Here is a 23,925-nt window from a genome sequence, read left to right as displayed (position 1 = left end):
AGGGCAGGCGGCGTACTCACGGCTAGTGGGCGCCGGTCAGGGCACGGGTGCTGAACTCGTCGGCGACCGCGGCGTGGATGTGCAACATCCGGGCGAGCAGTCCGTTGCCACGGGTGAAGCGCAGCGGTGAGTCGCCGCCGCCCTTGATCGTGTCCTTGGTGCCGTCGAAGAACGCGGTGCCCTGGTCCGGGGACGAGTCGCTCTTGTCGTCGGGGTACAGCGGGTTGATCGTGGTCTCGATCTTCGGCCAGAGCGCCCGCGCCGCCTCGGTCGACTCGAACTCGAGCAGCATCACGAGGGTGTCCGGGATGAGCTCGCCGGCTACCTCCTCGAGGACGGAACCGCCGAGGTAGCCGGGGTGCTCGCCGAGCGAGCGCAGCCAGTCGCCGAGGTACTCCTTGGCTTCGGCGGCCTTACCGGGCTGGGGGACGAAGATGAAGATGTCGCGTCGCTTCACAGCGGTGTCCTTTCCAGGGGGAGTTCGAAGAAGACTGCTCGGGTCATGCCGTTCACGTCGTCCTCGACCAGCTCGCAGCCGAGTGACTGCCAGAAGGCCAGCGCACCGGGGGAGTGCGGATAGGTGTGCAGGGCAACGGTTTCGTAGTGGCGTTCCTGCCGGGTGCGGTCCAGGGTGGCCCGGACCATCGCCCGGGCGATGTGCCGGCGGCGGTGCTCGCGCAGGACGTACACGCGGACCAGTTGCCCGGTCCGTCCGTCGCGGTACCGCTCGACCAGGTGTTCCGGACTGAGGCCTTCCTTGAGCGCACCGCCGCGGATCCCGCAGGTGGCGATCAGTTCGCCGGTCGCGGTGTCCTCGGCGACGAGCATGAAGGGGCCCTCCGGCTCGAGGTACCAGCCGGCCAGGTCGTCGATGTCGGCATGCACCACCGGGCTGTGGGACTCCCCGAAGTCCTCGACGACCGACCGCATCATGACCGCCTGTGCGGCGGGGATGTCGGCGGTCGTCAGTTCCCGGATGATCACGCCCTCAGGATCTGTCTCGCTGTGGGTCGTCATTCCCAGATCATGACTCAGGGACAGATTGTTGACAACCCTCAATCCACGAAACATTGCCGTCATCCGGTCGTCATTTGTCCGACCAACGATGCGCTGAAACGCCTGTAAATCAAGGGATTAGCGACGGTGAGTGATCGAGTAGCGGTTGTGACGCTAAGTCAACAGTGCGTCGATTCTGTGCGAGTTGTTGACAATCGCAAAACCCCGCTCCTACCGTGCTCTAACGCACCGAGCCGGTTCGACGGCTCCCTACCGACCAGGTGGTGACGCATGCGATCGATTCGTCCCCTGCACGGCGCCGCGCTCTCGCTCGCCGCTCTTCTCACGGTCACGGCCTGCGGCAGCTTCGCGAGCTCCGGCAGCTCCGGCGGTTCCGCGAACATCGCGGACCGCAGCCTGACCATCGCACTCCAGTTCACGCCCAAGGCCGGCTACGCGCTCGAAACCGACGACGCTTTCGTGCTCAGCCAGGTCGGCTGTCTGGAGACCCTGCTCAAGTACGACTTCGACTCCGGCCAACTGCAGCCCCTGCTGGCCACGAAGTGGACCCAGACCAGCCCGACCGCTTGGGACTTCACGCTCCGCGAGGGAGTGAAGTTCCAGGACGGTACGGCGCTCGACGCGGCCGGCGTCGCGTTCGCGCTGAACAAGTTGCTGAAGTCCGCGACCCCTCCCCGGGCATTCACCCCGAAGGTGATCAGCACGGTCCAGGCGCTGAACGCGACGACGGTCCGCATCACCACCCCGACGCCGAGCGCGCTGCTGCCGTACCGCGTCGCGAGTGTCAACACCGGCATCCTGTCCAAAGCGGCGTACGCCGGACGGTCGATCGATGTGGTGAAGCACTGCACCGGACCGTTCACGATTACGGCGCAGAAGCCGCAGCAGTCGATGTCGCTCGCACGCAATGACGGGTACTGGGGCACGAAGGCCACGTTGGCGAAGGCCGAGGCCAAGTTCCTTCCGGACGGCAACGCCCGGGCCACCCAGGTCCGCACCGGTGAGTCTCAGGTCGCGCTCGGTCTGCCCGCCGCGAGCATCCAGGAACTGCAAGGAGACAAGAGCATCGTCGTCTCCGACGCGAACACGCCGCGGACGACGGGCCTGTACATGAACGACGCCAAGGCGCCGTTCACCGACCCGGATGTCCGCAAGGCCATCCAGATGACGGTCGACCTCGATGCGATCGCGAAGACGATCTACTCGGGCACTGTCACGCCCGCTTTCGGGCCGTTCGCGTCGAGCGAGCCTTGGGCGCCGAAGGGTGTGCAGCCGTCCGCGAAGAACGTCGACGCGGCGAAAGCCCTGTTGCAGAAGGCCGGCTACGGCCCCGGCAAGCTCAGCCTGTCACTGCGGGCCTACACCGAGCGGCCCGAGTTCGCCGATCTCGCGGCGGTGGTCCAGGAGCAGCTGAAGCAGATCGGCATCACGGTGAAGGTCACGATGACCGACTACGCCGGCCTGGAGCCGTCGCTGCTCAACGGCAGCTACGACCTGGCCCTGCTGTCCCGGAACCATCTGACCGACATCGCCGACCCGGCCGGCTTCTTCGAGGCCGACTACACCTGCAAGGGCACCTTCAACATCAGTCACTACTGCGATCCTGCCTTCGACGCGAAGGTGGCGCAGGCCGGTGCCGAGAAGGACCCCGCGGCGCGGTACGCGATCTACGCCGATCTCGCCAAGCAACTGGAGGAGAACGCGGTCACCGTCTACCTGGTCTCGGACAAGACGATCGCGGCGCGGCGCTCCGGGGTACAGAACTTCGTCGACGATCCGCTCGGCCGGTATGCCCTGACCCCGCAGCTTTCCCTGACCGACTGAAAGGCATCAGCATGGATCTCCTCGGGTTCAAGCCGAAGTACATCACCTTCGACTGCTACGGAACGCTGACCAACTTCCAGATGAACGACGCCGTCCGGCCGCTGATCGCGGACGTGATCCCGCCGGAGCGGACCGAGCGGTTCCTCAAGGACTTCCGCGCGTACCGGATCGACGAGGTGCTCGGGGAGTTCAAGCTCTATCCGCTGGTACTGCGCGATTCGTGGCAGCGGGCCTGCAACCGGTGGCGGATCCAGTTCAAGCCGTCCGACGTCGACGCCATCATCGCGGCGCTCGGGACGTGGGGTCCGCACGCGGATGTCCCGGAACCGCTGCAGAAGCTGGCGTCGCAGTACCCGCTGGTGATTCTGTCCAACGCGGTCGACAGCATCCTGGCCGGGAACGTCGCGAAGCTCGGCGTCGACTTCCACCGGGTCTTCACCGCCGAGCAGGCGGGTGCGTACAAGCCGCGGTTCCAGGCTTTCGAGTACATGCTCGACCAGCTCGACGTCGACCGAGAGGAGATCCTGCACGTCTCGTCACACATCTGGTACGACGTGATTCCGGCGCACGAGCTGGGGATCAAGCACAAGGTCTACGTGAACCGCGGCTACGACCCGTCGACGCCGTACTACGAGTACGCCGAGACACCCGACCTGACCGGCGTACCTGGCCTGCTGGGGTTGTGACGCCGTGAAGCTGACCTCGTACTGGCTAGACACGGCCAAGCCGGCCGGCGACTTCCGGCATCAGGAGCTGCCGGCGTCCGTGGATGTCGCCGTCGTCGGTGGCGGGCTGACCGGCCTGTCCACCGCGGTGCACCTGGCCCGCCAGGGAGCGAGCGTCGCAGTGCTCGAGGCCCACACGATGGGCTGGGGAGCGTCCGGACGCAACGGCGGGATGGCGACGACCGGGTTGGCGATCGGTTTCACGAAGGCGGTCAAACGGTACGGCCTGGAGCGTGCGACGCGGATGTTCACGGCGTACAACGACGCGATCGACACGATCGAGGAGCTGGTCGATGCCGAGGGCATCGATTGCGACTTCGAGCGGGTCGGCAAGCTCAATCTCGCCTGCAAGCCGGCGCACTACGAAGAGTTCGAGCGGTCGGCCGAGCTGCTGGCCAAGCACGCGGGCCATGAGATGACGCTCGTACCGCGCGGCCGGATCCGCGAGGAGATCGGCTCCGACTTCTACCACGGCGCGATGGTCGATCCGATCGCCGCGGGCGTTCATGTCGGCAAGCTCTGCAGCGGCCTCGCGATGGCGGCCTCGCAGCACGGCGCTTCGCTGCACGAGGACTGTGAAGTCGTGTCGCTCGAGCGAGTCGGGGAGCGGCGGCACCGGGTCGTCACTTCGCAGGGATCCCTGCTCGCCGACGATGTCGTGGTCGGCACCAGCGGGTACTCCGGTGCGCTGCTGCCGTGGCTGCGCCGCCGGATCGTGCCGATCGGCAGCTTCATCGTTGTGACCGAGCCGCTCGATCGCGCCACGCTCGACGAGCTCATGCCGCGTCGGCGGGTGGCCTCGGACAGCAAGAACCTCGTGTTCTACTTCCGGATCACGCCGGACAACCGCCTGCTGTTCGGCGGCCGGGCCCGGTTCGCGATGTCCAGTCCGGGTTCGGATCTGCGGTCCGGAGACATCCTGCGGCGCGCGATCACCGACGTCTTCCCCAGTCTGCAAGGCGTCGGAATCGACTACTGCTGGGGCGGTCTGGTCGACATGTCGCTGGACCAGATGGTGCACGCGGGCCGTCGGGACGGTGTCTTCTACTCGGTCGGTTACAGCGGTCACGGCGTACAGATGGCCACGCATATGGGCAAGCTCATCGCGCAGGAGCTCGGCGGTGGGTCCAGTGCCAACCCTTGGGGCGACCTACGGTTCCACGCGGTCCCGGGGCATGTCGGTCCGCCGTGGTTCCTGCCCCCGGTCGGCGCGTATTTCCGCTTCCTGGATCTCGTGAAGTAGAGGAGGTGTCCGGATGCGCTTCCTGCTCAGACGATTGACGGTGCTGGTCGCCGCGCTGCTGGCGGTCTCGTTCCTGGTGTTCCTGATTCCCTACCTGACACCGGGCGACCCGACCCGCAAGATCCTGCGCGGCCGGGTGAACGCGATGGACATCGACCCGGCGCAGTTGGCTTCGCTGCGAACGCAGTACGGGCTGGATCGTCCGGTGCTCGTGCAGTACGCCGATTGGCTGGGGTCGGCGTTCCACGGCGACTTCGGGTACTCGTTCACCAGTCAGGCAGCGGTGATGCCTCAGATCGGGGCAGCGGCGACGGTGACATTGGTCCTTGCCGTCGGCGCGCTCGGTCTGGCTGTTCTGGTGGCGCTTCCGTCGGGGATCATCGCGGCGATGCGCCGGGGCGGCCCGATCGACACGGCGATCACGACGATCACGCAGGGGTTCGTGGCGGTGCCGGAGTACTGGCTTGCGCCGTTGCTGATCCTGGTGTTCGCGGTGAAGCTCGGTGCGCTGCCGTCCGCGGGCTGGGGCGGACCGGCCTGGATGATCCTGCCGTGCGTGACGCTCGCGCTCCGGCCGATCAGCTACTTCACCCAGATCACGCGGGCGTCGATGGCCGAGGTGCTCGATGCGCCGTACATCGTCGGAGCGCGGGCCCGCGGGCTCGGCTACTACCGCACCATCCTGAAGCACGGAATTCGCAACGCGCTCATCCCGGTGCTCACGCTGTTCTCGGTGTGGCTGGGCGGATTGCTCGGCGGGTCCGTCGTCGTCGAGGTCATCTTCGGGATCCCCGGGATGGGGCGGCTGGTGTTCAACGCCGTACACAACGGGGACATCCCGATGATCCAGGCCTCGATGGTCACCATCGTCACGATCACCGTGCTGCTGGCGACCGTCACCGACGTCCTCTACACCGTGATCAACCCGACCGTGAGGGGGAGCCATGTCGGTTCTTGACGGCCCCAAGACCATCGCGCTCGCCGCAGTCGGCTCGACCGTCCGGCGGAAGCGGTCCGCGCGGACCCTGCTCCGTCAGCCGTGGCCGCTCGTCGTCGGCGGTACGGTCCTCGGGCTGATCGTCGTCGTACTGCTGCTGACTCCGCTGATCGCACCGGCGGATCCGACGCACCAGGACCTGACCCAGCGACTCGCGGGCAGCAGCAGCGAGCACCTGCTCGGTACTGACCAGCTCGGCCGCGACCTGCTCAGCCGGCTCATGTACGGCGGACGGTTCTCGGTCACGATCGCGGGCATCACGCTCGCGATCTGTGCGGTCTCCGGGACACTGCTGGGCATCCTGTGCGCTCGTGTCCGCGGGGCGTTCGACGAGTTCGTGATGCGCGTCTGCGACGTACTGCTGGCCTTTCCTGAGATGATCGTGGCGATGTTCGTCGTGTCGATCCTGGGGGCGAGCAAGACGACGCTGATCCTCGCGCTGGCGGTGGGCGGCTGGACGCCGTTCGCGAAGCTGGCACGCGGCGTCGCGATGGAGGTCGACGCACGGGGCTTCATCGAGGCCGCCCGGGCGCTGGGCTGTTCGCGCCGGTTCATCGTGCTGCGGCACCTGCTGCCGAACTCGCTGAACCCGCTGATGGCCCACGCGGCACTGCGGTTCGGGCACAAGCTGATCACGGTCGGCGCATTGTCGTACCTCGGCCTCGGCGTACAGCCGCCGGCCGCGGACTGGGGATCCATGCTCGCGGCGGCCCAGCCCTACCTGAGTCAGGCGCCGCACCTGGTCATCTATCCAGGGTTGGCGATCTTCGTGACGGCGTTGAGTGTGACGATGATCGGTCAGGGCATCAACGCGCGTCGAGGGAGCCGGTCGTGACCCGGCCGGCCGCGGGGCCGAGAGGGCGGAGAGAGGACGGAATGACCAAGAACTCAGAGGTGCGGAAGCGGCCGGCCCGGGTACAGAAGCCGACACTGGCAGCTGTCGTCACCGCGGAGATCCGGGACGCGATCATCAGCGGGCGGATCCCGCCGGGCACCCAGATGAACGAGGTCGAGCTGGCCGCCCGGTTCTCCACCAGCCGCGGTCCGGTCCGCGAGGGGATGCAGCGCCTGGTCCAGGAAGGACTTCTGGTCAGCAGCCCGCATCGCGGCATCTTCGTGCCCGTCCTGTCGGCCGACGACGTACTGGACCTCTACTTCGCCCGCTCTGCACTCGAGCGAGGAGCCATGTTGCGGATCGCCGAGCGAGGCATCTCCGCGGCGACGATCGCGAGTCTCGAGCAGGTGATCGGCGAGATGGAGCTTGCCCTCGCCGACCGCGACATCGTGACGGTCGCCGCGACCGATCTGCGATTCCATGAGGTGATCGTCGCCGCGGCCGAGAGTCCTCGGCTGACGCAGATCTACCAAGCGCTGATGGGGCAGATGCGGCTGGGGCTCAACCTCCTGATCGACACGTACGCAACGCGATCCGACCTGGTCTCCCAGCACACCGCGCTACTGCGGCAGCTGAAAGCCGGTGACCGCCGGGCGCTGCTGGACACGATCGACGACCACTTCGACATCGCGCTCGAAGACCTGGCCACGCCTGCCCACCCGGGGCACGAGAGCGACGCCTCCCCGGTCACGAGTTCGACCTGAACGACGCCACGCGGCGACGCCTGTGAGGAGCGCTCGACGATGGAAGCCCTGCTTGAGATCGACAGTCTGACCGTCACTACCAAGGCGGCGTCCAGGAAGCTGCTGGACGACGTGAGCCTGCGGGTGGAGCCCGGCGAAGTACTTGCCGTCGTGGGGGAGTCGGGATCCGGTAAGAGCCTGACCGCCCTGTCCGTGATGCAGATGCTCCCCGCCAACCTGTCCATGTCGGTCGAGACGATGACGCTGGACGGCACCGACCTGCGCTCGCTGCGCGGACGGGACGTCGACAAGCTGCACGGCGGCCGGATCGGGATGCTGTTCCAGCAGCCCCGGCGGATGCTTGATCCCACCGCCACTGTCGGGGGCCAGGTCGCCGAGCCGCTGGTGCGGCATCTGGGGATGAGTCGCCGGGACGCTCGCCGGCGAGTCCTCGAACTCCTGGCGGACGTGGGAATCGACGAGCCGGAGCGTCGCGCCCAGGCGTACCCGCACCAACTGTCCGGCGGACTCGCGCAGCGCGTGATGATCGCGACCGCGCTCGCGGCGTCGCCCCCGCTGCTGATTGCCGACGAGCCGACCACGGCCCTCGATGTCACCGTCGAGGCGCAGATCCTGCAACTGATCGAGCAGAAGAAGAAAGAGCTCGGGATGAGCGTGCTGTTCATCTCGCACGACCTTCAGGTCGTCTCCTCGATCGCCGACCGCATCGCGGTGATGTACGCCGGACGCATCGTCGAGATCGGGACTGCGGACGAGATCCTGACCCAGCCCGAGCACCCGTACACGAAGGCGCTGATGGAGTGCTCGACGTTGCAGCCCGACGCCAGCGGACAGCTGTACGTCATCCCGGGCGGCAGCGACACCGCACGCGAACTCGACCATGGTTGCCGCTTCCGTCCTCGCTGCGGTCTCTGCCAGGAGGCTCACCTGGAGGAGGTCTGCGACGAGTCGGAGCCCGTCCTGCTGTCGATCGGACGATCTCCGGCGGAGCACGCGTCTCGATGCTGGGTCACTGCTGCGGACAAGGAGGGAGCATGACCGACACAGTCAAGCTCGAGAATGTCGTGAAGCACTTTCCGCTGCGCCGCCGCGGCTTCGGCCGTCGCGAGTTCGTCCACTCGGTCGACGACGTCACGCTGAGCCTCGCGGGCGGTCAGTCGCTGGGGATCGTCGGCGAGTCCGGATCCGGGAAGAGCACGCTCGCGCGAATCATGCTCGGCTTGCAGGCTCCTGACTCGGGGCGCGTCGACGTCGCCGGAGTGCAGGTCACCAGGCTGAAACGCAAGGACGACAAGGCGTTCCGGCGCAAGGCGCAGATCGTCTTCCAGGATCCGCACTCGGTGATGGATCCGCGGATGACGATCCGGCACAGCCTGGTCGCCGTACTCGCGCAGCACCAGATCGGCGACGGCGAGGAGCGGGAGGCGCGGGCCGTTCAGGTACTGCGTGAGGTCGGGCTCGAACCGGAGTACCTGGATCGCTATCCGAGTGACTGCTCCGGTGGTCAACTGCAGCGCGTCGTGATCGCACGGGCGCTCCTCCTCGAGCCGACCGTCCTGGTCTGCGACGAGCCGACGTCCGCGCTGGACGCCTCTGTACAGGCGAAGGTGCTGAACCTGATCGGGCAACTGCGCCGTGAACGCGAGTTGACGATGGTGCTGATCTCGCACGATCTGCGCGTTGTCCGGCTGACCAGCGATCGGGTCGCGGTGATGTACCTCGGTCAGGTGGTCGAGACGGCGGATCGCGAGGCGGTGTTCACCGACGCGCGGCATCCGTACACGCTGGCGCTGCTCGCCGCCGCGACGCACCGCAAAGGCGATGACCGCGTGGTCGCGCAGGGAGAGCCGCCGTCGCCCGTGCATCCGCCGGCCGGTTGCCGGTTCAATACCCGCTGCCCGTTGGCGACGGATCAATGCCGTCAGGAGGCACCGCAGCCGACTGAGGTGTCACCGGGGCACGAGGTCCGCTGTCATCGCTGGAGCGAGAGCCGGCAACTCCTTGCCGAGGACAACGAATCGTGACGGCGGCCTTCTCCGAAGCCCGCTCGTTCGAACCCGCTGGTGGCGCCTATCTGGAAGGTCGGTGGACTCCAGGACCGTGGACCTTGGAGGTGAATGACCCCGAGACCGGACGGATTGTCGGGGTCGTGTCGGCCGCCGGGGCAGCCGAGGCCGACCGGGCCGTCACCTACCTGGTCCGCGAACATGCCCGCGCGGATTGGCCGCTCTGGGCTCGTCGCGAGGCTTTGGCCGTCGCTGCCGAGTTGGTACGCGAACGGTCCACCCAGCTCGCGAACACGATCGCTGCGGAGTCGTCCAAGACCATCCGCGAAGCACACTCCGAGGTACGGCGTACTGCGGAAACCCTGCGGTTGTCCGCCGAGGCCGCATCGACCCTCGAGGGCCGGACGGTGCCATTCGAGAACAGCGAGCGTGGCGCGGGCTGGGTCGGCTGGTACACCCGTGAGCCCGTCGGCATCGTCGGCGCCATCACCCCGTTCAATGACCCGTTGAACCTGGTCGCGCACAAGCTCGGTCCCGCACTGCTCGCCGGCAACGCCGTCGTACTGAAGCCGGCCGAGCTGACCCCGCTGTCGGCGTACGCGCTCGTCGGCATCCTGCTCGAGGCCGGGGTACCGGGATCGCATCTGGCGGTGCTGACCGGTCTCGACGCAGCGCAGGCGTTGGTGACGGATGATCGGGTCGACGTCATCTCCTTCACCGGCGGACGCCGTACGGCGGACAAGATCGCCGGGCAAGGTCGTGCGCGCAAACTGCTGATGGAGCTCGGCGGGAACAACGCGCTGATCGCCTGCGCGGACGCGGATCCCTCGGAGGTGGCGGCCGCCATCGTGGATGGCGCTTTCGGTGTGGCCGGCCAGAACTGTCTGTCCGTCCAGCGCGCGCTGATCGCCGCACCCCTGTACGACGAGGTGACGGCGCGCGTCGTCGAGCTGACAGCGAGTCTGAAGGTCGGCTCGAAGTGGGATCCGGCCACCGACCTGGGACCGATGATCACGGAGCAAGCGGCGGCCTCAGTCACAACGGTTGTCGCGGACGCAGTCGCTGCTGGCGCAGTACTGCGTTGTGGCGGCGGGAGGGTCGCGGCGTTCGTCACTCCTGCGGTGCTGACCGATGTCCCGCACGACTCGGACCTCTGGCGGCACGAGATCTTCGGACCGGTCGTGGTCCTCGAACCCTGGGAAGACACCACCTCGGCTGTCGCGGCCGCGAACGCTGCGGACACCGGCCTGCAAGCCGGCGTGTTCACGCGGGACATCGATCAGGCCCTCGACATCGCCGACCGCCTGCGTGTCGGTGCGGTGCTGATCAACTCCAGCTCCGACTTCCGCATCGACGCGATGCCGTTCGGAGGCTTCAAGAGCTCCGGCATCGGCCGCGAAGGCATCACCAGTGCGGTCGAGTCGTACTCCGAACCCAAGGTCGTCGCCGTACGCCGCTCTAGTTCGTATCGCGGGTGAGGTCGGCGACGCCGTCACCGCGGTGGTGCGCGGGGACGCCGGGACCGACATGCTCGGCGTGATAGATCGCGTCCTCGACGAGTTGCCGGACGTGCTCGTTCTCGACCCGGTAGAACACTTGCGAACCTTGCCGCCGCGTCCGCACCAATCGCGCCATCCGCAGCTTGGCGAGATGCTGCGAGACCGAGGCCTGAGCCTTGCCAACCTGTGTGGCGAGCTCGTTGACCGGCAACTCGGTGTCGAGCAAGGCCCAGAGCACACGGACTCGGGTCGGATCAGCCAGCATCCGGAACACCTCAACCGTCAACGCAACCTGCTCCTCATCCGGCTGCTCACGGACCGAACCCCCACCACCAACTGCATCCATGCGCACATAATGACACCCGCACCCTCCGCGGACACCTAATCGTGGCCCCATGGGCGTTGGTCGTCGGCGCCTGTCATCGTTTTGGGGTCGCACCATTGCCAGAATTGGTCTCGGGGGATGCCGTGTCGGGCGGCGACGACGTCGACCGGTTCTCCGGTGGTCAGGGCTTCCTGGGTGATCTGGGCGGCTGCGTGGTGGCCGATGTGGGGCGTCAGGGCGGTGGTCAGCATCACGCTGGACCGTACGTTTTCGGGGCCGACTTCGGTGGCTGTGATCCCGCGCACGCATTGCTGGGTGAAGTTGTCGGTAGCAGAGGAGAGCAGGTCGACCGATTCGAGGAAGGCTTCGATGGCGGCCGGCATCATGACGTTGAGCTGCAGGATGCTGCCGGATTGGGCGAAGGTGATCACCGCGTCGTTGCCGACGACCCGGGCCGCGGCCATTGTGACCGCTTCGATCACCGACGGCGGCACCTTGCCGGGCATGATGCTGCTCGACACCCGGACGTCCGGAACCTGTAGTTCGCCGAGTCCGGCGCGGGGTCCCGTGGCGAGGAGACGGATGTCGCAGGCAACCTTGTTCAACGAGAGGGCCGCGGTCCGGATGGCCGTATGTGCGGCCATCGTGGTGTCGAGCGTGCTCTGGGCCCAGAAGTGGTTGGTCGCCTCAGTGAGCGGGAGGCCCAGGCGATCGGAAAGGTGCTCGCAGGTGCGCGAGGCAAATCCGCGTGCCGCTCCGACTCCGGTGCCGACCGCAGTTCCACCGAGGGGTACGACGCACAGCTCTTCCGAGGCGCGCTCGATGCGGGTCGCAGCTGCGTCGACCTGGCCTGCCCAGCCCCAGAACTCCTGACCGAGGCGCATCGGTGTGGCGTCCTGCAAGTGTGTGCGGGCGATCTTCAGCACCGGCCAGAACTCGTCGGCCTTGACCATCAACGACTTCGACAGCTCGTGCAGCGCTGGAAGCAGTTGGTTGCGCTGCGCCCGGAGGAACGCGATCCGCATGGCCGACGGTACGACGTCGTTCGACGACTGGCCCCGGTTGACGTGCTCGTGCGGCAGTACCTCCATCCCGGATGCGGCGGTCGCGATCGAGGCGATGACCTCGTTGACGTTCATGTTGCTGGAGGTCGCGGAGCCGGTCTGGTAGACGTCGACGGGGAACTGGTCGGCGTGCTTGCCGGCCAGGACTTCGTCGCAGGCTGCCACGATCGCGCCGGCCCGATCGGCGTCCACGAGCCCGAGCTCGGCGTTGGTGAGCGCCGCGGCGCGTTTGATCTCGACGATGCAGTGGATGAAGAGCTCGGGCATCTGTCGACCGGTGATCGGGAAGGCGCGCAGGGCGTGGTTCGTCGCTTCTCCCCACAACGGCCGCGGCCCGTCGAACTCGCTCACTCGAGCCCCGTCACTTGGCGTGTGGCCCTCTCCAGGAACGAGGGAAGGATCTCGACTCCCCATCCTGGTGTGTCGTCCAGCGTGATGTACCCGTCCTTGACCGGTGGGATCGGGCTGTAGACCTCGGACGCGCCGGATGACTCGACGCTCCATTCCTGGAACTGCGTGCAGGCCGGCGAAGCCATCACGAGGTGTGCGGTGAAGATCTTGATCAGCGAGTGCCCGGAGCTGTGCGGGGTGCACGGAATGCCGTTGAGGTCGGCCAGTTGCGCGACCTGCCGGGCACGGGTCATGCCGCCGACGTAGCAGACGTCCGGCTGGATAACGTCCACCAGTCGCTCGGCGATCATGCGCCGGATGATCTCCAGGGACCATTCCTGTTCGCCGGCGCCGATCGGGAGATCGAGGTGGTCGGCGACGTACTTCATGTTGTCGAGCTCCCAGCAGGGATTCGGCTCCTCGAGGTGGAAGACGCCGTACTCCTCGAGCTTGCGTCCGACCTGGACGGCGCCGCCGGGGGAGTACGCGCCGTTGGCGTCGGCGCTGAGCCAGAAGTCGGCGCCGAATCGCTTCCGCATGGCCGGTACCAGGGCCGCGGTCCGCCCCTCCCAGAGTTCGGCGTCGCGACCGTTCCTGATTCCGACTTTGACCTTCGCGCACCGCAGTCCGTACTTCTCGACCGCCTCCGCGATCCGGCTGACTTCCTCGTCGACCGGGAGTTCGCGGCTCATGCTCGAGGCGTAGACGGGCACGCGGTCCTGCACTGCACCGCCGAGGAGCTTGTACACGGGCTGTCCGGTGGCGCGGCCTTGGAGATCCCAGATCGCCGTGTCGATGCCGCTGATCGCACGGAACAGGAAGCCGCCGAGGTACTTGTATTCGGCGCGCATCGTTTCGTCGACGAGCGCGGCCAGCTCCCACGGGTCGCGTCCGAGGAAGTGCCGGGCCACCAATCGGTGCAGCACCTGTTCGGTGATCTCTGGCTCTGACGGAGCGGTCTGGCCGTAGCCGACGAGCCCGTCGTCGGTCGTCACCCGGACAACACAGAGTCTGCCGCCGATGAAGGTCTCGATCTTGGTGATGGTCGACATTGACTATCCCTTCATTCCGGAGAGTGTGATCCCGGCGACGAAGTAGCGCTGGGCAAGGATGAAGACAGCGAACACCGGGACGATCGTGATCGTCGCGGCGGCCATCAAGGCAGCGGTGTTGCTGAACTCCAGACCGCGGAACAGGGCAAGGGCCACAGGGACCGTCTGGAGCCGTTGCGAGTTCACGAAGATCAACGGGCCGAGCAGATCGTTCCAGGAGTCGACGAACGTGAACAGCGCGACCGTGGCCAGCGCAGGCGTCCCGAGCGGCAGCATGATCTGCGAGAAGATCGTGAAGACGCCCGCGCCGTCGATGCGGGCCGCTTCCTCGAGCTCCTTGGGGATTCCGAGGAAGAACTGTCTCATCAGGAACGTGCCGAACACGGGTGTGAAGGCGCGCGGCACCCACAACGGATAGTGGGTGTCCACCCAGCCCCAGCCGCGGAACACGGCGTACTGCGGGATCAGGTACACGATGCCGGGGACCAGGGCGGATCCGAGCACGACCAGGAAGAGCAGGTCGCGGCCGGGGAAGTCCAGGCGGGCGAACGCGAATCCGGCGAGTGATGCGACCGCGAGGAGGAAGACCACGTTGAGGAAGGCGAGTTCGATGCTGTTCCACAGATAGCGCGGCAGGATGTGGAACGCGTCGGCGTAGTTGGCCAGCGTCGGGTGGGCCGGGATGATCGAGGACGGATGGGTGACCGTGTCCGGCCCGGACTTGAACGACGTACCGATCATCCAGAGCAGCGGGAACAGGAATCCCAGCGCGAGGACGGTCAGCATCGCGTAGTACATGGTTCGGGTGAAGCGGGGGTTCGCGAGGAGGCGGGTCGCGGTCCCGGGATCGTTGGCCGAAGTCATTCGTAGAACACCCAGACTTTCTGCAGCCGCCACTGGACGACGGTGAGGGCTCCGATGATGAGGAACAGCAGCCAGGACATCGCCGAGGCATAGCCGAGCTGGCCCGACCCGAAGGCGACGTTGAACAAGCGGGTCAGGTACATGTCGGTGTCGTGTTCGGGTCCGCCGTGCGTCATCACGTACACGATGCCGAAGACCTGGAAGCTGATCACGAACTGGCTGATGGTGACGAAGAACAGCGACGGGGTCAGCAGCGGCAGCGTGATGTACCGGAAGCGCCGGAAGCGACCGGCGCCGTCGATGGCGGCTGCCTCGTTCACCGACTCCGAGATCGACTGGATGCCGGCGATCAGGACGATCATCGGATACCCGAGGCTCTGCCAGACGCTGGCGATGACGACCGCGACCAGCGCCCACGGCGACGTGACCAGCCAGTCCGGTCCGTGGATCCCGACCGCACCGAGGACGGTGTTGAGTACGCCGTCCCGGCCGGAGTACAGCCGGAACCACACCACGGCCACGGCGGCCGAGTTCGCGACGTACGGCACGAAGAACGCCAGCCGGTAGGCCACCATCGATCGGCGGGTCGAGCTGAGCAATGCGGCGAGGACGAGGGACAGCACCACCGTCAGCGGAATCGCGCCGAGCATGAACAGGAACGTGTTGCGCACGACCTGGTGGAACAACGCATCCCGCGTGATCAGCTTGGTGTAGTTGTCCAGGCCGACCCAGCGTTTCGGCGTCAACCCGTCCCACTTGGTGAAGGACGCGTAGATCGTCAGCAGCATCGGGTAGAGATGGAAGACGCCCAGCCCGATCATCAACGGGGCGACGAACAGGTAACCGATCAAGGATCGGCGGGGGCGGCCGATCCTCCTCCGGCTGACTTCGGGGCGTCGATCCACGGCTGGTCGAGCCGACTCGACGGTCGTCATCGGTCTCCTTACGGATTGATCGTCGAGAGGACGTCGGGCTTCACCTTCGGCAGGACGTCGGACGCCTTGGCCTGGCAGTTCTTCACCGGGTCGAGCGCGGGCCGGTAGATGCCGATGGCCTCCTCGATGTTCTCGACCCGTCCGGACCGGAACGAGTGGTCGGCAGCACCGAGAACGAGGGAGATGTTCGCCGGCGGTTTGCCGGCCGCAGGCTTCCCGGCCAGCTGGGCGGACGACTTGAGGCCCGGGACGAACGCTCCTGCCTTGGCGAACTGGTCGGCGCCCTTGGCAGTGGTCAGGTACTGCAGCAGTTTCCAGGCTGCATCCTTGTTGGCCGCGGCCTTGGGGATCGCGAAGACGAGCTGGTTGCCCTGGGTGATCTGGTCGGCGGGGCCGGCCGGCACCGGAGCGACGTCCCAGTCGAATCCCTTGGCATTGGTCCGGAAATAGTCGACGAAGCTGGACGCGCGCTCGATCATGCCGATCTGGCCGGCGGCGAACATCTCGGCGCCGCGCCCGTTCTGCGACAGCTCCGACCAGGCCGGTTGTACGCCGTACTTGCAGGTCAGGTCCGCCACCCACTGGACAGCTTCCTGACCGGGCGGATCGGCCAGCGCGAAGCCTTTGCCGTCCTTGGTCCAACGACCTTCGCCGCCGTTGTTGACGGAGTACAGCGTTTCGAATGCCGAGTCGTCGACGACGTCGGCGCCCCAGCGCTTGTCCTTGATCGTCAGCTTCTGTGCGGCTTTGACGAAGTCGTCCCACGTCCAGCCCTTACCGGACCAGGTCGTCGGCGGAGCCGGAACGCCGGCCTCCTTGAACATCTTCTTGTTGTAGAAAATCACCCGCGGCTGGATTCCCAGGCTCCAGGCGGGGATGGATCCGTCGTCCTGGACGGTGCTCTTGTAGACCGCGTCGTAGTAGTCGCCGGCCTTCATCCCGGCGGACGAGATGTCGTCGCGCAGATCCTGCAGCTTGCCGGTGGAGGCGTAGTACGGCAGGAAGTCGTCGTCGATGCGCATGAGGTCGGGCGGGTTGTTCGATCCCAGGACCGCCCGCGTCTTGGGCCAGTAGTCGCTGCCGGAGGCGGCGAACTGGTACTCCACCTGAATCCCGGTGTCGGCGGTGAACTGCTTGAGCACGGGCTCGAGGGGCGAGCCCTCGAGCGCCCCCCAGTTCATCAGCACGACTTTCTGTGGGCCGGAGGCGGCCGGCGACCCCGAATCGGCGTTCGAGCAGCCGGCCAGCGCGATCAACGTTGCAGCGGTCGTCGCGGCGGCCAGCACACGCGTCCGCGTCCCAAAGGCGATTGGCATCGCGAGTCTCCTTCGATTGGACTCTTGGTTGGGAGCTGTGGTCAATCGATTGACCAGCGCATATTTTGTTGCAAAGTGTGTGGTCAATCGATTTAATGGGACGGTAGGCGGTGCGGACCGCGCAGTCAAGAGGGTGCCCGCCATCGGGTTTCCGGGTCGCGCGGTCGCTGAGCTGCGATACTGCGCACTCGTCGAGAGGGGGAAATGCTGATGGCTGACGAGGTCCGCACCGGAGGGTCGCGGCGAGGGCCGACGATCTCGGATGTGGCGTCCCGGGCCGGTGTCGATCGCGCGGTTGTCTCGCGGATTCTGAACGACGATCCGCGTCTGCGGATCAAGCCGAGCACCCGCGAGCGGGTTCTCGCGGTGGTCGCCGAGCTGGGGTACCAGCCCAACGCCGCGGCGCGGAGTCTTCGCACGGCCCGCACCAAGACCATCGCGCTCCTCGTGCCAGACTTCGAGAACCCGGCGTACGGTCAGATCATCAAGGGCGCCGAGACCGCGGCGACGAAGGCCGATTCGGCGCTACTCACCGCGTCGATGGAACTCGGCGAGGAGAGCTTCGCCCACTATGTGAAGCAGCTCGGCAACGGCCGGGTCGACGGTCTCCTGCTGGCGGGCGGTGGCATCAGCGGCACCCGCGAGGAACACCTCGATCGTCTTGGCCCGCCTTGGCTCTGCGTCAACCGCACCGGGCCGGGCAAGCGCCGGTATGTCGTGCTCGACGACGAACGCGCCACCGAAGTTGCGGTGTCCCACCTGCTGGAGCTCGGTCACACCAAGGTGGCCTTCTTGAGCGGACCCTCAGACAGCGACACGGCCGAACGACGCCGGCTCGGGTACATCGCGGCCATGCACGCGGCCGGCCTCGATCCCGGTTTCGTTGCCCACGGCGACTACACCGCGGACGGCGGTGCCGCCGGCATGCGGCAGATTCTCTCGGCGGAGCGACGACACACCGCCGTACTGGTCGCCAACGTCGCCTCGGCGGTCGGCGCGCTGTACGCCGCGCGCGAAGCCGGAGTACACGTCCCGAAAGACATGTCCGTGATCTCGATCCACGACCTCTCCATCGCGGCCTTCATCGACCCACCACTCACGACCGTCCGGATGTCTCTGACCGGCCTGGGCGCCCGAGCCGTGAAGCTACTGCTGACCAGGCCACGCGACGAAGAGATCCGCGAAGTCCTCCAGGAGCCCATCGAGCTGATCGTCCGGAAATCGACGGCACCACCGAGGCAATGAGTGGGCTTTGCCGGTGCTGACCGGCGGGGCATGGCGCGCAGCCCGTGGGCTGCGCGCCGTTGCCGATCAGCTCTTCTTCGCGATACCTGCCATCAGGATCCGTTGGTACGCGGCGAGTTCATCCGCGGCCGGGACCTCGGCGTCCGGGTCCTCCGGGAACCAACGGGCCAGGAAGTCCAGGCCGGGCGGGACCAGCGGCATGCCGAGGAAGTGCTGCTCGATGCGCTCCGGGGTCCGGATCCAGCCGTTGCCGAGGCTCTCGAGGCCGGCCCGTTCGATCGACTTCTGGAGCGGCTCGCCGGTGTCGACGAAGTCGGTGATGAGCAGGTAACTGCCCGGGGCGAGCGCGTCCATGATCGTCCGAACCCACTCATCGGGCTTCTCGTCGTCGTGGAAGTGCATGTGCACGCCGACGACCATCAGCGCGATCGGACGCGAGAAGTCGAGGTGATTCTTGATCTCCTCGTTCTCGAGGATCGACTGCGGCTGCCGCAGATCGGCGGTGACGACGATCGTGCTGTCGTTCGTCGCCAGCAGGGCGCGGCCGTGCGCGAGGACGATCGGGTCGTTGTCGACGTAGGCGACCTTGGCGGCAGGGTTGATTTCCTGCGCCGCCTGATGGGTGTTCTTCTGCGTCGGTAGACCACTACCGATGTCGAGGAACTGGTCGATCCCCGCCGTACGGACGAGGTAGTGCACCCCCTTGACGAGAGCCGCGCGGTTCTCGATCGCACAGCGTCCTGCGTCCGGCACGTACTTCAAGTACAGTGCGGCGCCCTCGCGGTCGGCAGCGAAGTTGTCCTTGCCACCGAGAAGAGAGTCGTAGACGCGGGCGATGGTCGGCTGGGAGGTGTCGAAACCCGGATCGTAATCCGGGTCGTCTGATGGGGCCATTGGCGCAGCCTTCATGTCGGGAGAGGAAATCTCTTGTCATCCTAGGGGAGACAGACGTCAACTGGCGGCTGGGTGCGGCCTGTCGGAACGCCTAGTCGAAATCTTCACCAAAGTCGCTGATTCCTCAAGTAGTAAAGGTGTTCGAGGTGCTCAAGTCCTGACATATGGGATTTACCGTCGAAGCCCCCCTCACACGCTTGATCCATTGTCGCGAACGCTTGATCGGGTATGAGGCTTGACCTTGACGCTGGGTCAACCCTTCATCCTGATCGGCATGAGTGCTGATTCGGCGATTCGGGTGCACGGACTGCAGAAGTCCTACGGGAAACAGGAGGTGCTGCGGGGGGTGGATTTCGACGTGGCACCGGGCAGCATCTTCGCGTTGCTCGGGTCGAACGGCGCGGGTAAGACCACGACGATCAGGATCCTCGCGACGCTACTGAAGGCCGACGCCGGACAGGCTGTGGTCGGCGGCTTCGACGTCGCGACGCAAGCCGCGGACGTGCGGAGGTCCATCAGCCTGACCGGACAGTTCGCAGCCGTCGACGAGATCCTCAGCGGCCGGGAGAACCTCGTCCTGGTCGCGAAGCTGCGACACCTCGACAATCCCGGCGCGATCGCGGACGACCTGCTGACCCGCTTCTCGTTGACGGAGGCGGCGGCGCGCAGGGTGTCGACGTACTCCGGAGGTATGCGCCGTCGCCTCGACATCGCGATGAGCCTGATCGGGAGCTCGCCGGTGATCTTCCTCGACGAGCCGACCGCGGGCCTCGACCCGGAGGCCCGGATCGAGGTGTGGCAGATGGTCAAGGAACTCGCCGGCTCCGGTACGACGGTGCTGCTCACTACGCAGTACCTCGACGAGGCCGAGCAGCTCGCCGACCGGATCGCGATCCTGCACGAGGGCCGGATCATCGCGAACGGCACGCTCGCCGAACTCAAGCAGCTCTTCCCGCCCGCCCAGGTCGAGTACGTCGAGAAGCAGCCGACGCTCGAGGAGATCTTCCTGGCCATCATTGGAGACCGGCGATGAACACGTACTTCTTCAGCGACACCCTCGCCCTGACGGTCCGGACGTTGCGGCACATCACCCGCAGCCTGGACACGATCATCACGACCGTGCTCACGCCTGTCGCGCTGATGCTGATGTTCGTGTACGTGTTCGGCGGGGCGATCTCGACCGGTACGAAGTACATCAACTTCATGCTGCCCGGCATCCTGCTGATCACGATCGCGTCCGGCATCTCGTACACCGCGTTCCGCCTGTTCATGGACCTCAAGAGCGGGATCCTGGAACGCTTCCAGTCGATGCCGATCGCCCGGTCGGGCCTGCTCTGGGCGCATGTCGTGACGTCGATGGTCGCCAACCTGATCGCGCTCGTGATCGTCGTCGGCGTCGCGCTGCTGATGGGCTTCCGCTCGAGTGCCGGCGTACTGGCCTGGCTCGCGGTGACCGGCATCCTGCTGCTGTCGACGCTCGCGTTGACCTGGCTCGCTGTGATCCCCGGGCTCACCGCGGGATCGGTCGAGAGCGCGGGCGCCTTCGCCTACCCGCTGATCTTCCTGCCGTTCGTGAGTTCGGCGTTCGTGCCCACCGAGACGATGCCGGGACCGGTGCGGTGGTTCGCCGAAAACCAGCCGGTGACGTCGATCGTCGACACGATCCGCGCGCTGTTCGCCGAGCAGCCGGTCGGCAACGACATCTGGACGGCGCTGGCGTGGTGCGTCGGTGTGCTGGTCGTGGCGTACGCGCTGGCGATCGCCGCCTATCGCCGCAAGTCCGCCTGAGGCAGGCTTGGGTTCATGCTCACCATCAGCCAGCTGGCGGCGTACGCCGGTGTGACGGTGCGGGCCGTACGGCACTACCACAAGATCGGGCTGCTGCCGGAGCCCGGACGGGACCGCTCCGGGTACCGGTCGTACGGCTCGGCCGCCGTCGTACGGCTGATCCGGATCCACACGCTGGCCGATGCCGGCGTACCGCTGGCCCGGGTACACGAGCTGCTCGACGCGGAGCCGGACGCGTTCGAGGACGGCGTACAGGAGATCGACAAGGAGCTGCGGGCGGAGATCCGGCGGTTGCAGGACAGCCGTCGGCGACTCGTCAGACTCGCGGCCGGCGACCATCTCGCGCTCCCGGAGAGTGTTGTGGGCTATCTCGACCGGCTGCGCGATCACGGCATCAGCGAGCGCTACATCGAGATGGAACGCGACGCCTGGATCATGATCGCCGCCCAGGTGCCGGACGTCATCGACGCCGTGATCGCCGCGAAGCACGAGCAGCTGGGCGATCCGGACGCGCAGAAGCTCTACAGCCTGGTGAGCCAGGCAGTCGACAATCAGGGCGACGATGCTTTGCTCGTCGAGATCGCCGACATCCTGGAACGCCTGTACCTCCGCGCGTTCGAAGCCGGGCAGCTGGGTGACGAGCCCTTCGACGATGGGCTCGTCGAGCTGCTGGACGCCGTCATGCTCGAGTCCGCACCGGAGGCTGCCCAGCTGCTCGCCATCATGGAGGACCGCGGCTGGAAGGGCTGGACCCGGATCGAGAAGGTTCCTGTTGAGCGTGCGCGGGTCATCTGTCCAAGCGACGGCCGGGGCGGCAGCCGGCCAGGGTGAACGTCCCCAGGCCGGATGGATGCGGGATCAGCCCGTAGTAGATCCGCGGCGCCCCGTCGAGCGTCAGCGTGGCCTTCCCCTCGGCGACCGGCAGCGATCGGGCCTGCCCGATCGCATCCACTTCCCGTACGGTGGCACCGGCCGCAACCGTCAGCGGGGTCTTGGTCGGCCACGGGTCGACCCACATCTCGGGCGCCGGGAAGTGCCAGTCGTCGCGTGTGCCGGCGGTGTTCAGGATGTAGCCGTCGGCCCGGTTCCAGAGCATGACGGCCGGTCCGTCGGGCGTGTCGAACCACAAGCCGAAGGTGCGAGGATCGGCGAACGTCAACCAGCCGCGGAACGTCGCCTGGTCGAGCACCCATGCGGCGTTCGCATAGGCAAGCAGCGAGGGCTTCGGGCTCAGATCCCGGTTCATCAGCCCGTAGTGGTACTCGACGTTGTCAGGGTCCGCGACCTGCGGCATCCCGAGCACGCTGTCGTGGAACTGGTACCAGCAAACGCACCGCACGCCCTCAGCCTTGGCCAGCCCCAGCGTGAGCAGCACGTTCTCCGCGGCGTGCCGGTAGGTGTCGTGCCACCAGCTGTTCGGCTTGGTCGGCGCGTAGGCCTCGGTCAGCCAGATCTCCTTCTGGCCGTGCTCGGCCATCAGCACCTTTAGTTGCTTCAGGCCACCGTAGAAGTTCCAGTAGGTGCCCGCGGCCCCCGTGTCCCAGACATCGCCCGGCGGCACATAGTCGGGCGTGAAGTTGCCGCGCCCAGGGTGATAGGCGAACGCGTCGATCAGGTCCCAGCCGCCCGCCGCGATGAAGTTCTCCACCCACGGCTTGTCCATCCCGGCCAGCCCGTTGTTCATCAGCTTGACGGTGTCGCCGGTGACGGCCCGCCGATCGAAGACCGGTCGCATGACCTGGTCGAAGTACGCCTGCGCGGCCGTCCCCGTGTTGAACGGCCGGTTCAGTTCGTTGCCGACCTCGAAGTACCCCGCCCCGGCGCCGGCCGCGACCGCCAACTTGTCTGCTGCCCACGCGGTCGCCGCGTCGTCGGGGATGCCCAGCGTCGGCTGCAGTTCGATGTTGTGCCGCATGCCGCGCGCATCGAACGCGGACGGCGGCAGCCCCGGCCCGCCGTCGTACGCGATCCGGACCAGGTTGATGCCGACCCGCTGCCACAGATCGAGTACGGCGTCCGCGCTCGGCCGCAGCAGCCACGGGTAGTTCGCGATCCCGAACATGCTGTCCGCGCCGGCCTGATAGTCGTACGACGGCAGCACCGCGAGGTTGGTCCGCGCGAACGCGGAATCGTCACCCGATCGCACCACGACCTCGGCCAGCGCGATCCCACTCGCCGGAGCCGGCACGCTGAACGTGTACTGCCAGGTCGAAGCCGCCGCGACGCTCCCGCTCACGGTGGACTCAGCCAGTACGGCGCCGTCGAAGGTGCGCATTGTCAGCTCGAGTGAGACCGACCGGGCCGCACCGCCATTGGCCACCAAGGCGGTGAGCTCCATGGCCTCACCGGCGACGTCGAAGAGGTTGAAGTCACGGTTGGTGGTGAGATCGAGGCCCAGTTCCCGGCCGCGACCAATCGTGGCTGTCGCCGACGGACGCGTCTCGGAGAAGAAGAAGTCCGCTGCGCTGTTCCAGCCGCCGGCCGGATCCACCACGCCGGGGGAGTGGATCCACGTCGCGTTGGTCCACGCCTGCTTCGACCGGTCCAGCAGGAACAACCCGTGCAAGCTGCCCCACGTCGACGTATGCGCGACCCCGAGCGTGTCCTCGAAGGGAATGCCCCCACCCGAGTCGCGGACCCATTGGGTGATCGCGATGTAGTCGTCCGCCGCCGTCGGAGCCTGAATCGCCCGGCTGAACAGAAACCCGTCCGGGACCAGCGTCGCCGCGCCGGTCACGTGCCACTCCAGCCGGGCGTGCGACGTACCGACGCTGAACCAGCCGGTCACCGTGGTCGACCCGGCCGCGGCGTCGAAGGTGTAGTCCATCCGGATCGCCGGTGTGCCGTCGGCGAGGGCGCTCAGCGTCGGCGTACCGCCGATCGAGTTGTGGATCCCGGTCACGCTGTCCTTGACCTGGAACTTCGACCCGGCCGACCGTGTGACGCCGGCGGCGTCGCGGATCGCGAGCCGCCCGCCGACGCTTGCCAGCAAGCTGATCCCGCCGGCGGTCAGCGTGACGTCGCCGGCCGCGGCGTACGCCGTGACCGGGACCGATTCCGCGACGAGGACGACGCCGGCCGCGAGGGCCGCGCCAAGGAACCCGCGCCGGCTGAGGGGCTGCTCTGCCACGATCTGCCTCCG

The 23,925-nt window shown here is 66.9% G+C and carries 23 protein-coding genes; 13 read left to right on the top strand and 10 right to left on the bottom strand.

The genetic code is table 11. The annotated features are described in order from the left end of the window. Nucleotides 1-22: 22 nt before the first annotated feature. Nucleotides 23-457 (bottom strand): hypothetical protein, encoded by a 435-nt coding sequence (locus tag ACQPYH_RS27410; protein ID WP_432876805.1) that lies wholly within the window; start codon nucleotides 455-457, stop codon nucleotides 23-25. Then, on the bottom strand, nucleotides 454-1,017 hold the full coding sequence (locus tag ACQPYH_RS27405) for a GNAT family N-acetyltransferase (RefSeq protein WP_432876802.1): 564 nt from the start codon (nucleotides 1,015-1,017) through the stop codon (nucleotides 454-456). Before ACQPYH_RS27405 ends, ACQPYH_RS27410 begins: the two co-directional genes overlap by 4 nt. Nucleotides 1,018-1,287: 270 nt before the next feature. Between ACQPYH_RS27405 and ACQPYH_RS27400 the strand changes: the two genes are divergently transcribed. The 9 genes from ACQPYH_RS27400 to ACQPYH_RS27360 all read left to right on the top strand — a co-directional run bounded on the left by ACQPYH_RS27400 (nucleotide 1,288) and on the right by ACQPYH_RS27360 (nucleotide 10,889). Next, nucleotides 1,288-2,841 (top strand): ABC transporter substrate-binding protein, encoded by a 1,554-nt coding sequence (locus ACQPYH_RS27400; RefSeq protein ID WP_432876799.1) that lies wholly within the window; start codon nucleotides 1,288-1,290, stop codon nucleotides 2,839-2,841. An 11-nt stretch (nucleotides 2,842-2,852) separates the two neighbouring features. Further along, nucleotides 2,853-3,527, top strand: coding sequence for a haloacid dehalogenase type II (locus tag ACQPYH_RS27395; protein WP_432876797.1), 675 nt, complete (start codon nucleotides 2,853-2,855; stop codon nucleotides 3,525-3,527). 4 nt (nucleotides 3,528-3,531) lie between these two features. After that, nucleotides 3,532-4,809: an NAD(P)/FAD-dependent oxidoreductase gene (locus tag ACQPYH_RS27390; protein ID WP_432876794.1), complete on the top strand. Its 1,278-nt coding sequence runs from the start codon at nucleotides 3,532-3,534 to the stop codon at nucleotides 4,807-4,809. Nucleotides 4,810-4,822: 13 nt separating this feature from the next. Then, on the top strand, nucleotides 4,823-5,767 hold the full coding sequence (locus ACQPYH_RS27385) for an ABC transporter permease (RefSeq protein WP_432876791.1): 945 nt from the start codon (nucleotides 4,823-4,825) through the stop codon (nucleotides 5,765-5,767). Then, nucleotides 5,754-6,641 (top strand): ABC transporter permease, encoded by an 888-nt coding sequence (locus ACQPYH_RS27380; RefSeq protein ID WP_432876790.1) that lies wholly within the window; start codon nucleotides 5,754-5,756, stop codon nucleotides 6,639-6,641. Before ACQPYH_RS27385 ends, ACQPYH_RS27380 begins: the two co-directional genes overlap by 14 nt. A gap of 41 nt (nucleotides 6,642-6,682) precedes the next feature. After that, nucleotides 6,683-7,405, top strand: a complete 723-nt coding sequence (locus tag ACQPYH_RS27375) for a GntR family transcriptional regulator (RefSeq protein WP_432876788.1) — start codon at nucleotides 6,683-6,685, stop codon at nucleotides 7,403-7,405. 39 nt (nucleotides 7,406-7,444) lie between these two features. Then, on the top strand, nucleotides 7,445-8,443 hold the full coding sequence (locus tag ACQPYH_RS27370; RefSeq protein ID WP_432876786.1) for an ABC transporter ATP-binding protein: 999 nt from the start codon (nucleotides 7,445-7,447) through the stop codon (nucleotides 8,441-8,443). Continuing rightward, nucleotides 8,440-9,429 (top strand): oligopeptide/dipeptide ABC transporter ATP-binding protein, encoded by a 990-nt coding sequence (locus tag ACQPYH_RS27365; protein WP_432876784.1) that lies wholly within the window; start codon nucleotides 8,440-8,442, stop codon nucleotides 9,427-9,429. The genes ACQPYH_RS27370 and ACQPYH_RS27365 overlap by 4 nt, the downstream gene beginning before the upstream one ends. A gap of 89 nt (nucleotides 9,430-9,518) precedes the next feature. Next, nucleotides 9,519-10,889, top strand: a complete 1,371-nt coding sequence (locus tag ACQPYH_RS27360) for an aldehyde dehydrogenase family protein (protein ID WP_432876782.1) — start codon at nucleotides 9,519-9,521, stop codon at nucleotides 10,887-10,889. Here ACQPYH_RS27360 and ACQPYH_RS27355 read toward each other — a convergent pair. The 6 genes from ACQPYH_RS27355 to ACQPYH_RS27330 are packed head-to-tail and all read right to left on the bottom strand — an operon-like array spanning nucleotide 10,870 to nucleotide 16,856. Further along, nucleotides 10,870-11,256, bottom strand: coding sequence for an ArsR/SmtB family transcription factor (locus ACQPYH_RS27355; protein ID WP_432876780.1), 387 nt, complete (start codon nucleotides 11,254-11,256; stop codon nucleotides 10,870-10,872). The two genes, ACQPYH_RS27360 and ACQPYH_RS27355, sit on opposite strands and share 20 nt — an antisense overlap. 35 nt (nucleotides 11,257-11,291) lie before the next feature. Next, on the bottom strand, nucleotides 11,292-12,650 hold the full coding sequence (locus ACQPYH_RS27350) for a lyase family protein (RefSeq protein WP_432876778.1): 1,359 nt from the start codon (nucleotides 12,648-12,650) through the stop codon (nucleotides 11,292-11,294). After that, nucleotides 12,647-13,741 (bottom strand): mandelate racemase/muconate lactonizing enzyme family protein, encoded by a 1,095-nt coding sequence (locus ACQPYH_RS27345; RefSeq protein WP_432876777.1) that lies wholly within the window; start codon nucleotides 13,739-13,741, stop codon nucleotides 12,647-12,649. Before ACQPYH_RS27345 ends, ACQPYH_RS27350 begins: the two co-directional genes overlap by 4 nt. Nucleotides 13,742-13,744: 3 nt before the next feature. Continuing rightward, a complete protein-coding gene (locus ACQPYH_RS27340; protein ID WP_432876775.1) occupies nucleotides 13,745-14,605 on the bottom strand; it encodes a carbohydrate ABC transporter permease in 861 nt (286 codons plus the stop codon). Beyond that, entirely contained in the window at nucleotides 14,602-15,540 is a 939-nt protein-coding gene (locus tag ACQPYH_RS27335) for a carbohydrate ABC transporter permease (protein ID WP_432876773.1), read from the bottom strand. The genes ACQPYH_RS27340 and ACQPYH_RS27335 overlap by 4 nt, the downstream gene beginning before the upstream one ends. An 8-nt stretch (nucleotides 15,541-15,548) precedes the next feature. After that, nucleotides 15,549-16,856 (bottom strand): ABC transporter substrate-binding protein, encoded by a 1,308-nt coding sequence (locus ACQPYH_RS27330; RefSeq protein WP_432876771.1) that lies wholly within the window; start codon nucleotides 16,854-16,856, stop codon nucleotides 15,549-15,551. A 210-nt stretch (nucleotides 16,857-17,066) separates the two neighbouring features. Between ACQPYH_RS27330 and ACQPYH_RS27325 the strand changes: the two genes are divergently transcribed. Continuing rightward, complete coding sequence (locus tag ACQPYH_RS27325; protein WP_432876769.1) at nucleotides 17,067-18,101, top strand: LacI family DNA-binding transcriptional regulator; 1,035 nt, start codon at nucleotides 17,067-17,069, stop codon at nucleotides 18,099-18,101. Nucleotides 18,102-18,167: 66 nt separating this feature from the next. On the opposite strand, the gene ACQPYH_RS27320 is transcribed toward ACQPYH_RS27325, so the two are convergent. Then, nucleotides 18,168-18,995 (bottom strand): SAM-dependent methyltransferase, encoded by an 828-nt coding sequence (locus ACQPYH_RS27320; RefSeq protein WP_432876767.1) that lies wholly within the window; start codon nucleotides 18,993-18,995, stop codon nucleotides 18,168-18,170. A gap of 274 nt (nucleotides 18,996-19,269) precedes the next feature. On the opposite strand from ACQPYH_RS27320, the gene ACQPYH_RS27315 reads away from it, so the two are divergent. Genes ACQPYH_RS27315 through ACQPYH_RS27305 form a run of 3 tightly spaced genes read left to right on the top strand, consistent with a single transcriptional unit; the run spans nucleotide 19,270 to nucleotide 21,614 of the window. Beyond that, complete coding sequence (locus tag ACQPYH_RS27315) at nucleotides 19,270-20,028, top strand: ABC transporter ATP-binding protein (RefSeq protein ID WP_432876765.1); 759 nt, start codon at nucleotides 19,270-19,272, stop codon at nucleotides 20,026-20,028. Continuing rightward, nucleotides 20,025-20,783 (top strand): ABC transporter permease, encoded by a 759-nt coding sequence (locus ACQPYH_RS27310; RefSeq protein WP_432876763.1) that lies wholly within the window; start codon nucleotides 20,025-20,027, stop codon nucleotides 20,781-20,783. Before ACQPYH_RS27315 ends, ACQPYH_RS27310 begins: the two co-directional genes overlap by 4 nt. 15 nt (nucleotides 20,784-20,798) lie before the next feature. Further along, nucleotides 20,799-21,614, top strand: a complete 816-nt coding sequence (locus ACQPYH_RS27305) for a MerR family transcriptional regulator (RefSeq protein WP_432876761.1) — start codon at nucleotides 20,799-20,801, stop codon at nucleotides 21,612-21,614. Here the strand turns inward: ACQPYH_RS27305 and ACQPYH_RS27300 are convergent. Next, nucleotides 21,571-23,913 carry a hypothetical protein gene (locus ACQPYH_RS27300; protein ID WP_432876759.1) on the bottom strand — a complete coding sequence of 781 codons (2,343 nt, stop codon included), beginning with the start codon at nucleotides 23,911-23,913 and terminating at the stop codon, nucleotides 21,571-21,573. The two genes, ACQPYH_RS27305 and ACQPYH_RS27300, sit on opposite strands and share 44 nt — an antisense overlap. Nucleotides 23,914-23,925: the final 12 nt, after the last annotated feature.

The sequence above is a fragment of the Kribbella sp. CA-245084 genome (genome assembly GCF_050942355.1).
GTDB lineage: Bacteria > Actinomycetota > Actinomycetes > Propionibacteriales > Kribbellaceae > Kribbella.
Note: the sequence above shows the minus strand (reverse complement) of the source record. Positions and strands in the feature narration are given on the sequence as shown.

Excerpts from the sequence above, each read along its gene's own strand:
- ACQPYH_RS27405 (WP_432876802.1), bottom strand. The coding sequence starts at position 1,017 with ATGACGACCCACAGCGAGACAGATCCTGAGGGCGTGATCATCCGGGAA.
- ACQPYH_RS27400 (WP_432876799.1), top strand. The coding sequence starts at position 1,288 with ATGCGATCGATTCGTCCCCTGCACGGCGCCGCGCTCTCGCTCGCCGCT.
- ACQPYH_RS27395 (WP_432876797.1), top strand. The coding sequence starts at position 2,853 with ATGGATCTCCTCGGGTTCAAGCCGAAGTACATCACCTTCGACTGCTAC.
- ACQPYH_RS27385 (WP_432876791.1), top strand. The coding sequence starts at position 4,823 with ATGCGCTTCCTGCTCAGACGATTGACGGTGCTGGTCGCCGCGCTGCTG.
- ACQPYH_RS27380 (WP_432876790.1), top strand. The coding sequence starts at position 5,754 with ATGTCGGTTCTTGACGGCCCCAAGACCATCGCGCTCGCCGCAGTCGGC.
- ACQPYH_RS27375 (WP_432876788.1), top strand. The coding sequence starts at position 6,683 with ATGACCAAGAACTCAGAGGTGCGGAAGCGGCCGGCCCGGGTACAGAAG.
- ACQPYH_RS27370 (WP_432876786.1), top strand. The coding sequence starts at position 7,445 with ATGGAAGCCCTGCTTGAGATCGACAGTCTGACCGTCACTACCAAGGCG.
- ACQPYH_RS27365 (WP_432876784.1), top strand. The coding sequence starts at position 8,440 with ATGACCGACACAGTCAAGCTCGAGAATGTCGTGAAGCACTTTCCGCTG.
- ACQPYH_RS27355 (WP_432876780.1), bottom strand. The coding sequence starts at position 11,256 with ATGGATGCAGTTGGTGGTGGGGGTTCGGTCCGTGAGCAGCCGGATGAG.
- ACQPYH_RS27345 (WP_432876777.1), bottom strand. The coding sequence starts at position 13,741 with ATGTCGACCATCACCAAGATCGAGACCTTCATCGGCGGCAGACTCTGT.
- ACQPYH_RS27340 (WP_432876775.1), bottom strand. The coding sequence starts at position 14,605 with ATGACTTCGGCCAACGATCCCGGGACCGCGACCCGCCTCCTCGCGAAC.
- ACQPYH_RS27335 (WP_432876773.1), bottom strand. The coding sequence starts at position 15,540 with ATGACGACCGTCGAGTCGGCTCGACCAGCCGTGGATCGACGCCCCGAA.
- ACQPYH_RS27330 (WP_432876771.1), bottom strand. The coding sequence starts at position 16,856 with ATGCCAATCGCCTTTGGGACGCGGACGCGTGTGCTGGCCGCCGCGACG.
- ACQPYH_RS27325 (WP_432876769.1), top strand. The coding sequence starts at position 17,067 with ATGGCTGACGAGGTCCGCACCGGAGGGTCGCGGCGAGGGCCGACGATC.
- ACQPYH_RS27320 (WP_432876767.1), bottom strand. The coding sequence starts at position 18,995 with ATGGCCCCATCAGACGACCCGGATTACGATCCGGGTTTCGACACCTCC.
- ACQPYH_RS27315 (WP_432876765.1), top strand. The coding sequence starts at position 19,270 with ATGAGTGCTGATTCGGCGATTCGGGTGCACGGACTGCAGAAGTCCTAC.
- ACQPYH_RS27310 (WP_432876763.1), top strand. The coding sequence starts at position 20,025 with ATGAACACGTACTTCTTCAGCGACACCCTCGCCCTGACGGTCCGGACG.
- ACQPYH_RS27305 (WP_432876761.1), top strand. The coding sequence starts at position 20,799 with ATGCTCACCATCAGCCAGCTGGCGGCGTACGCCGGTGTGACGGTGCGG.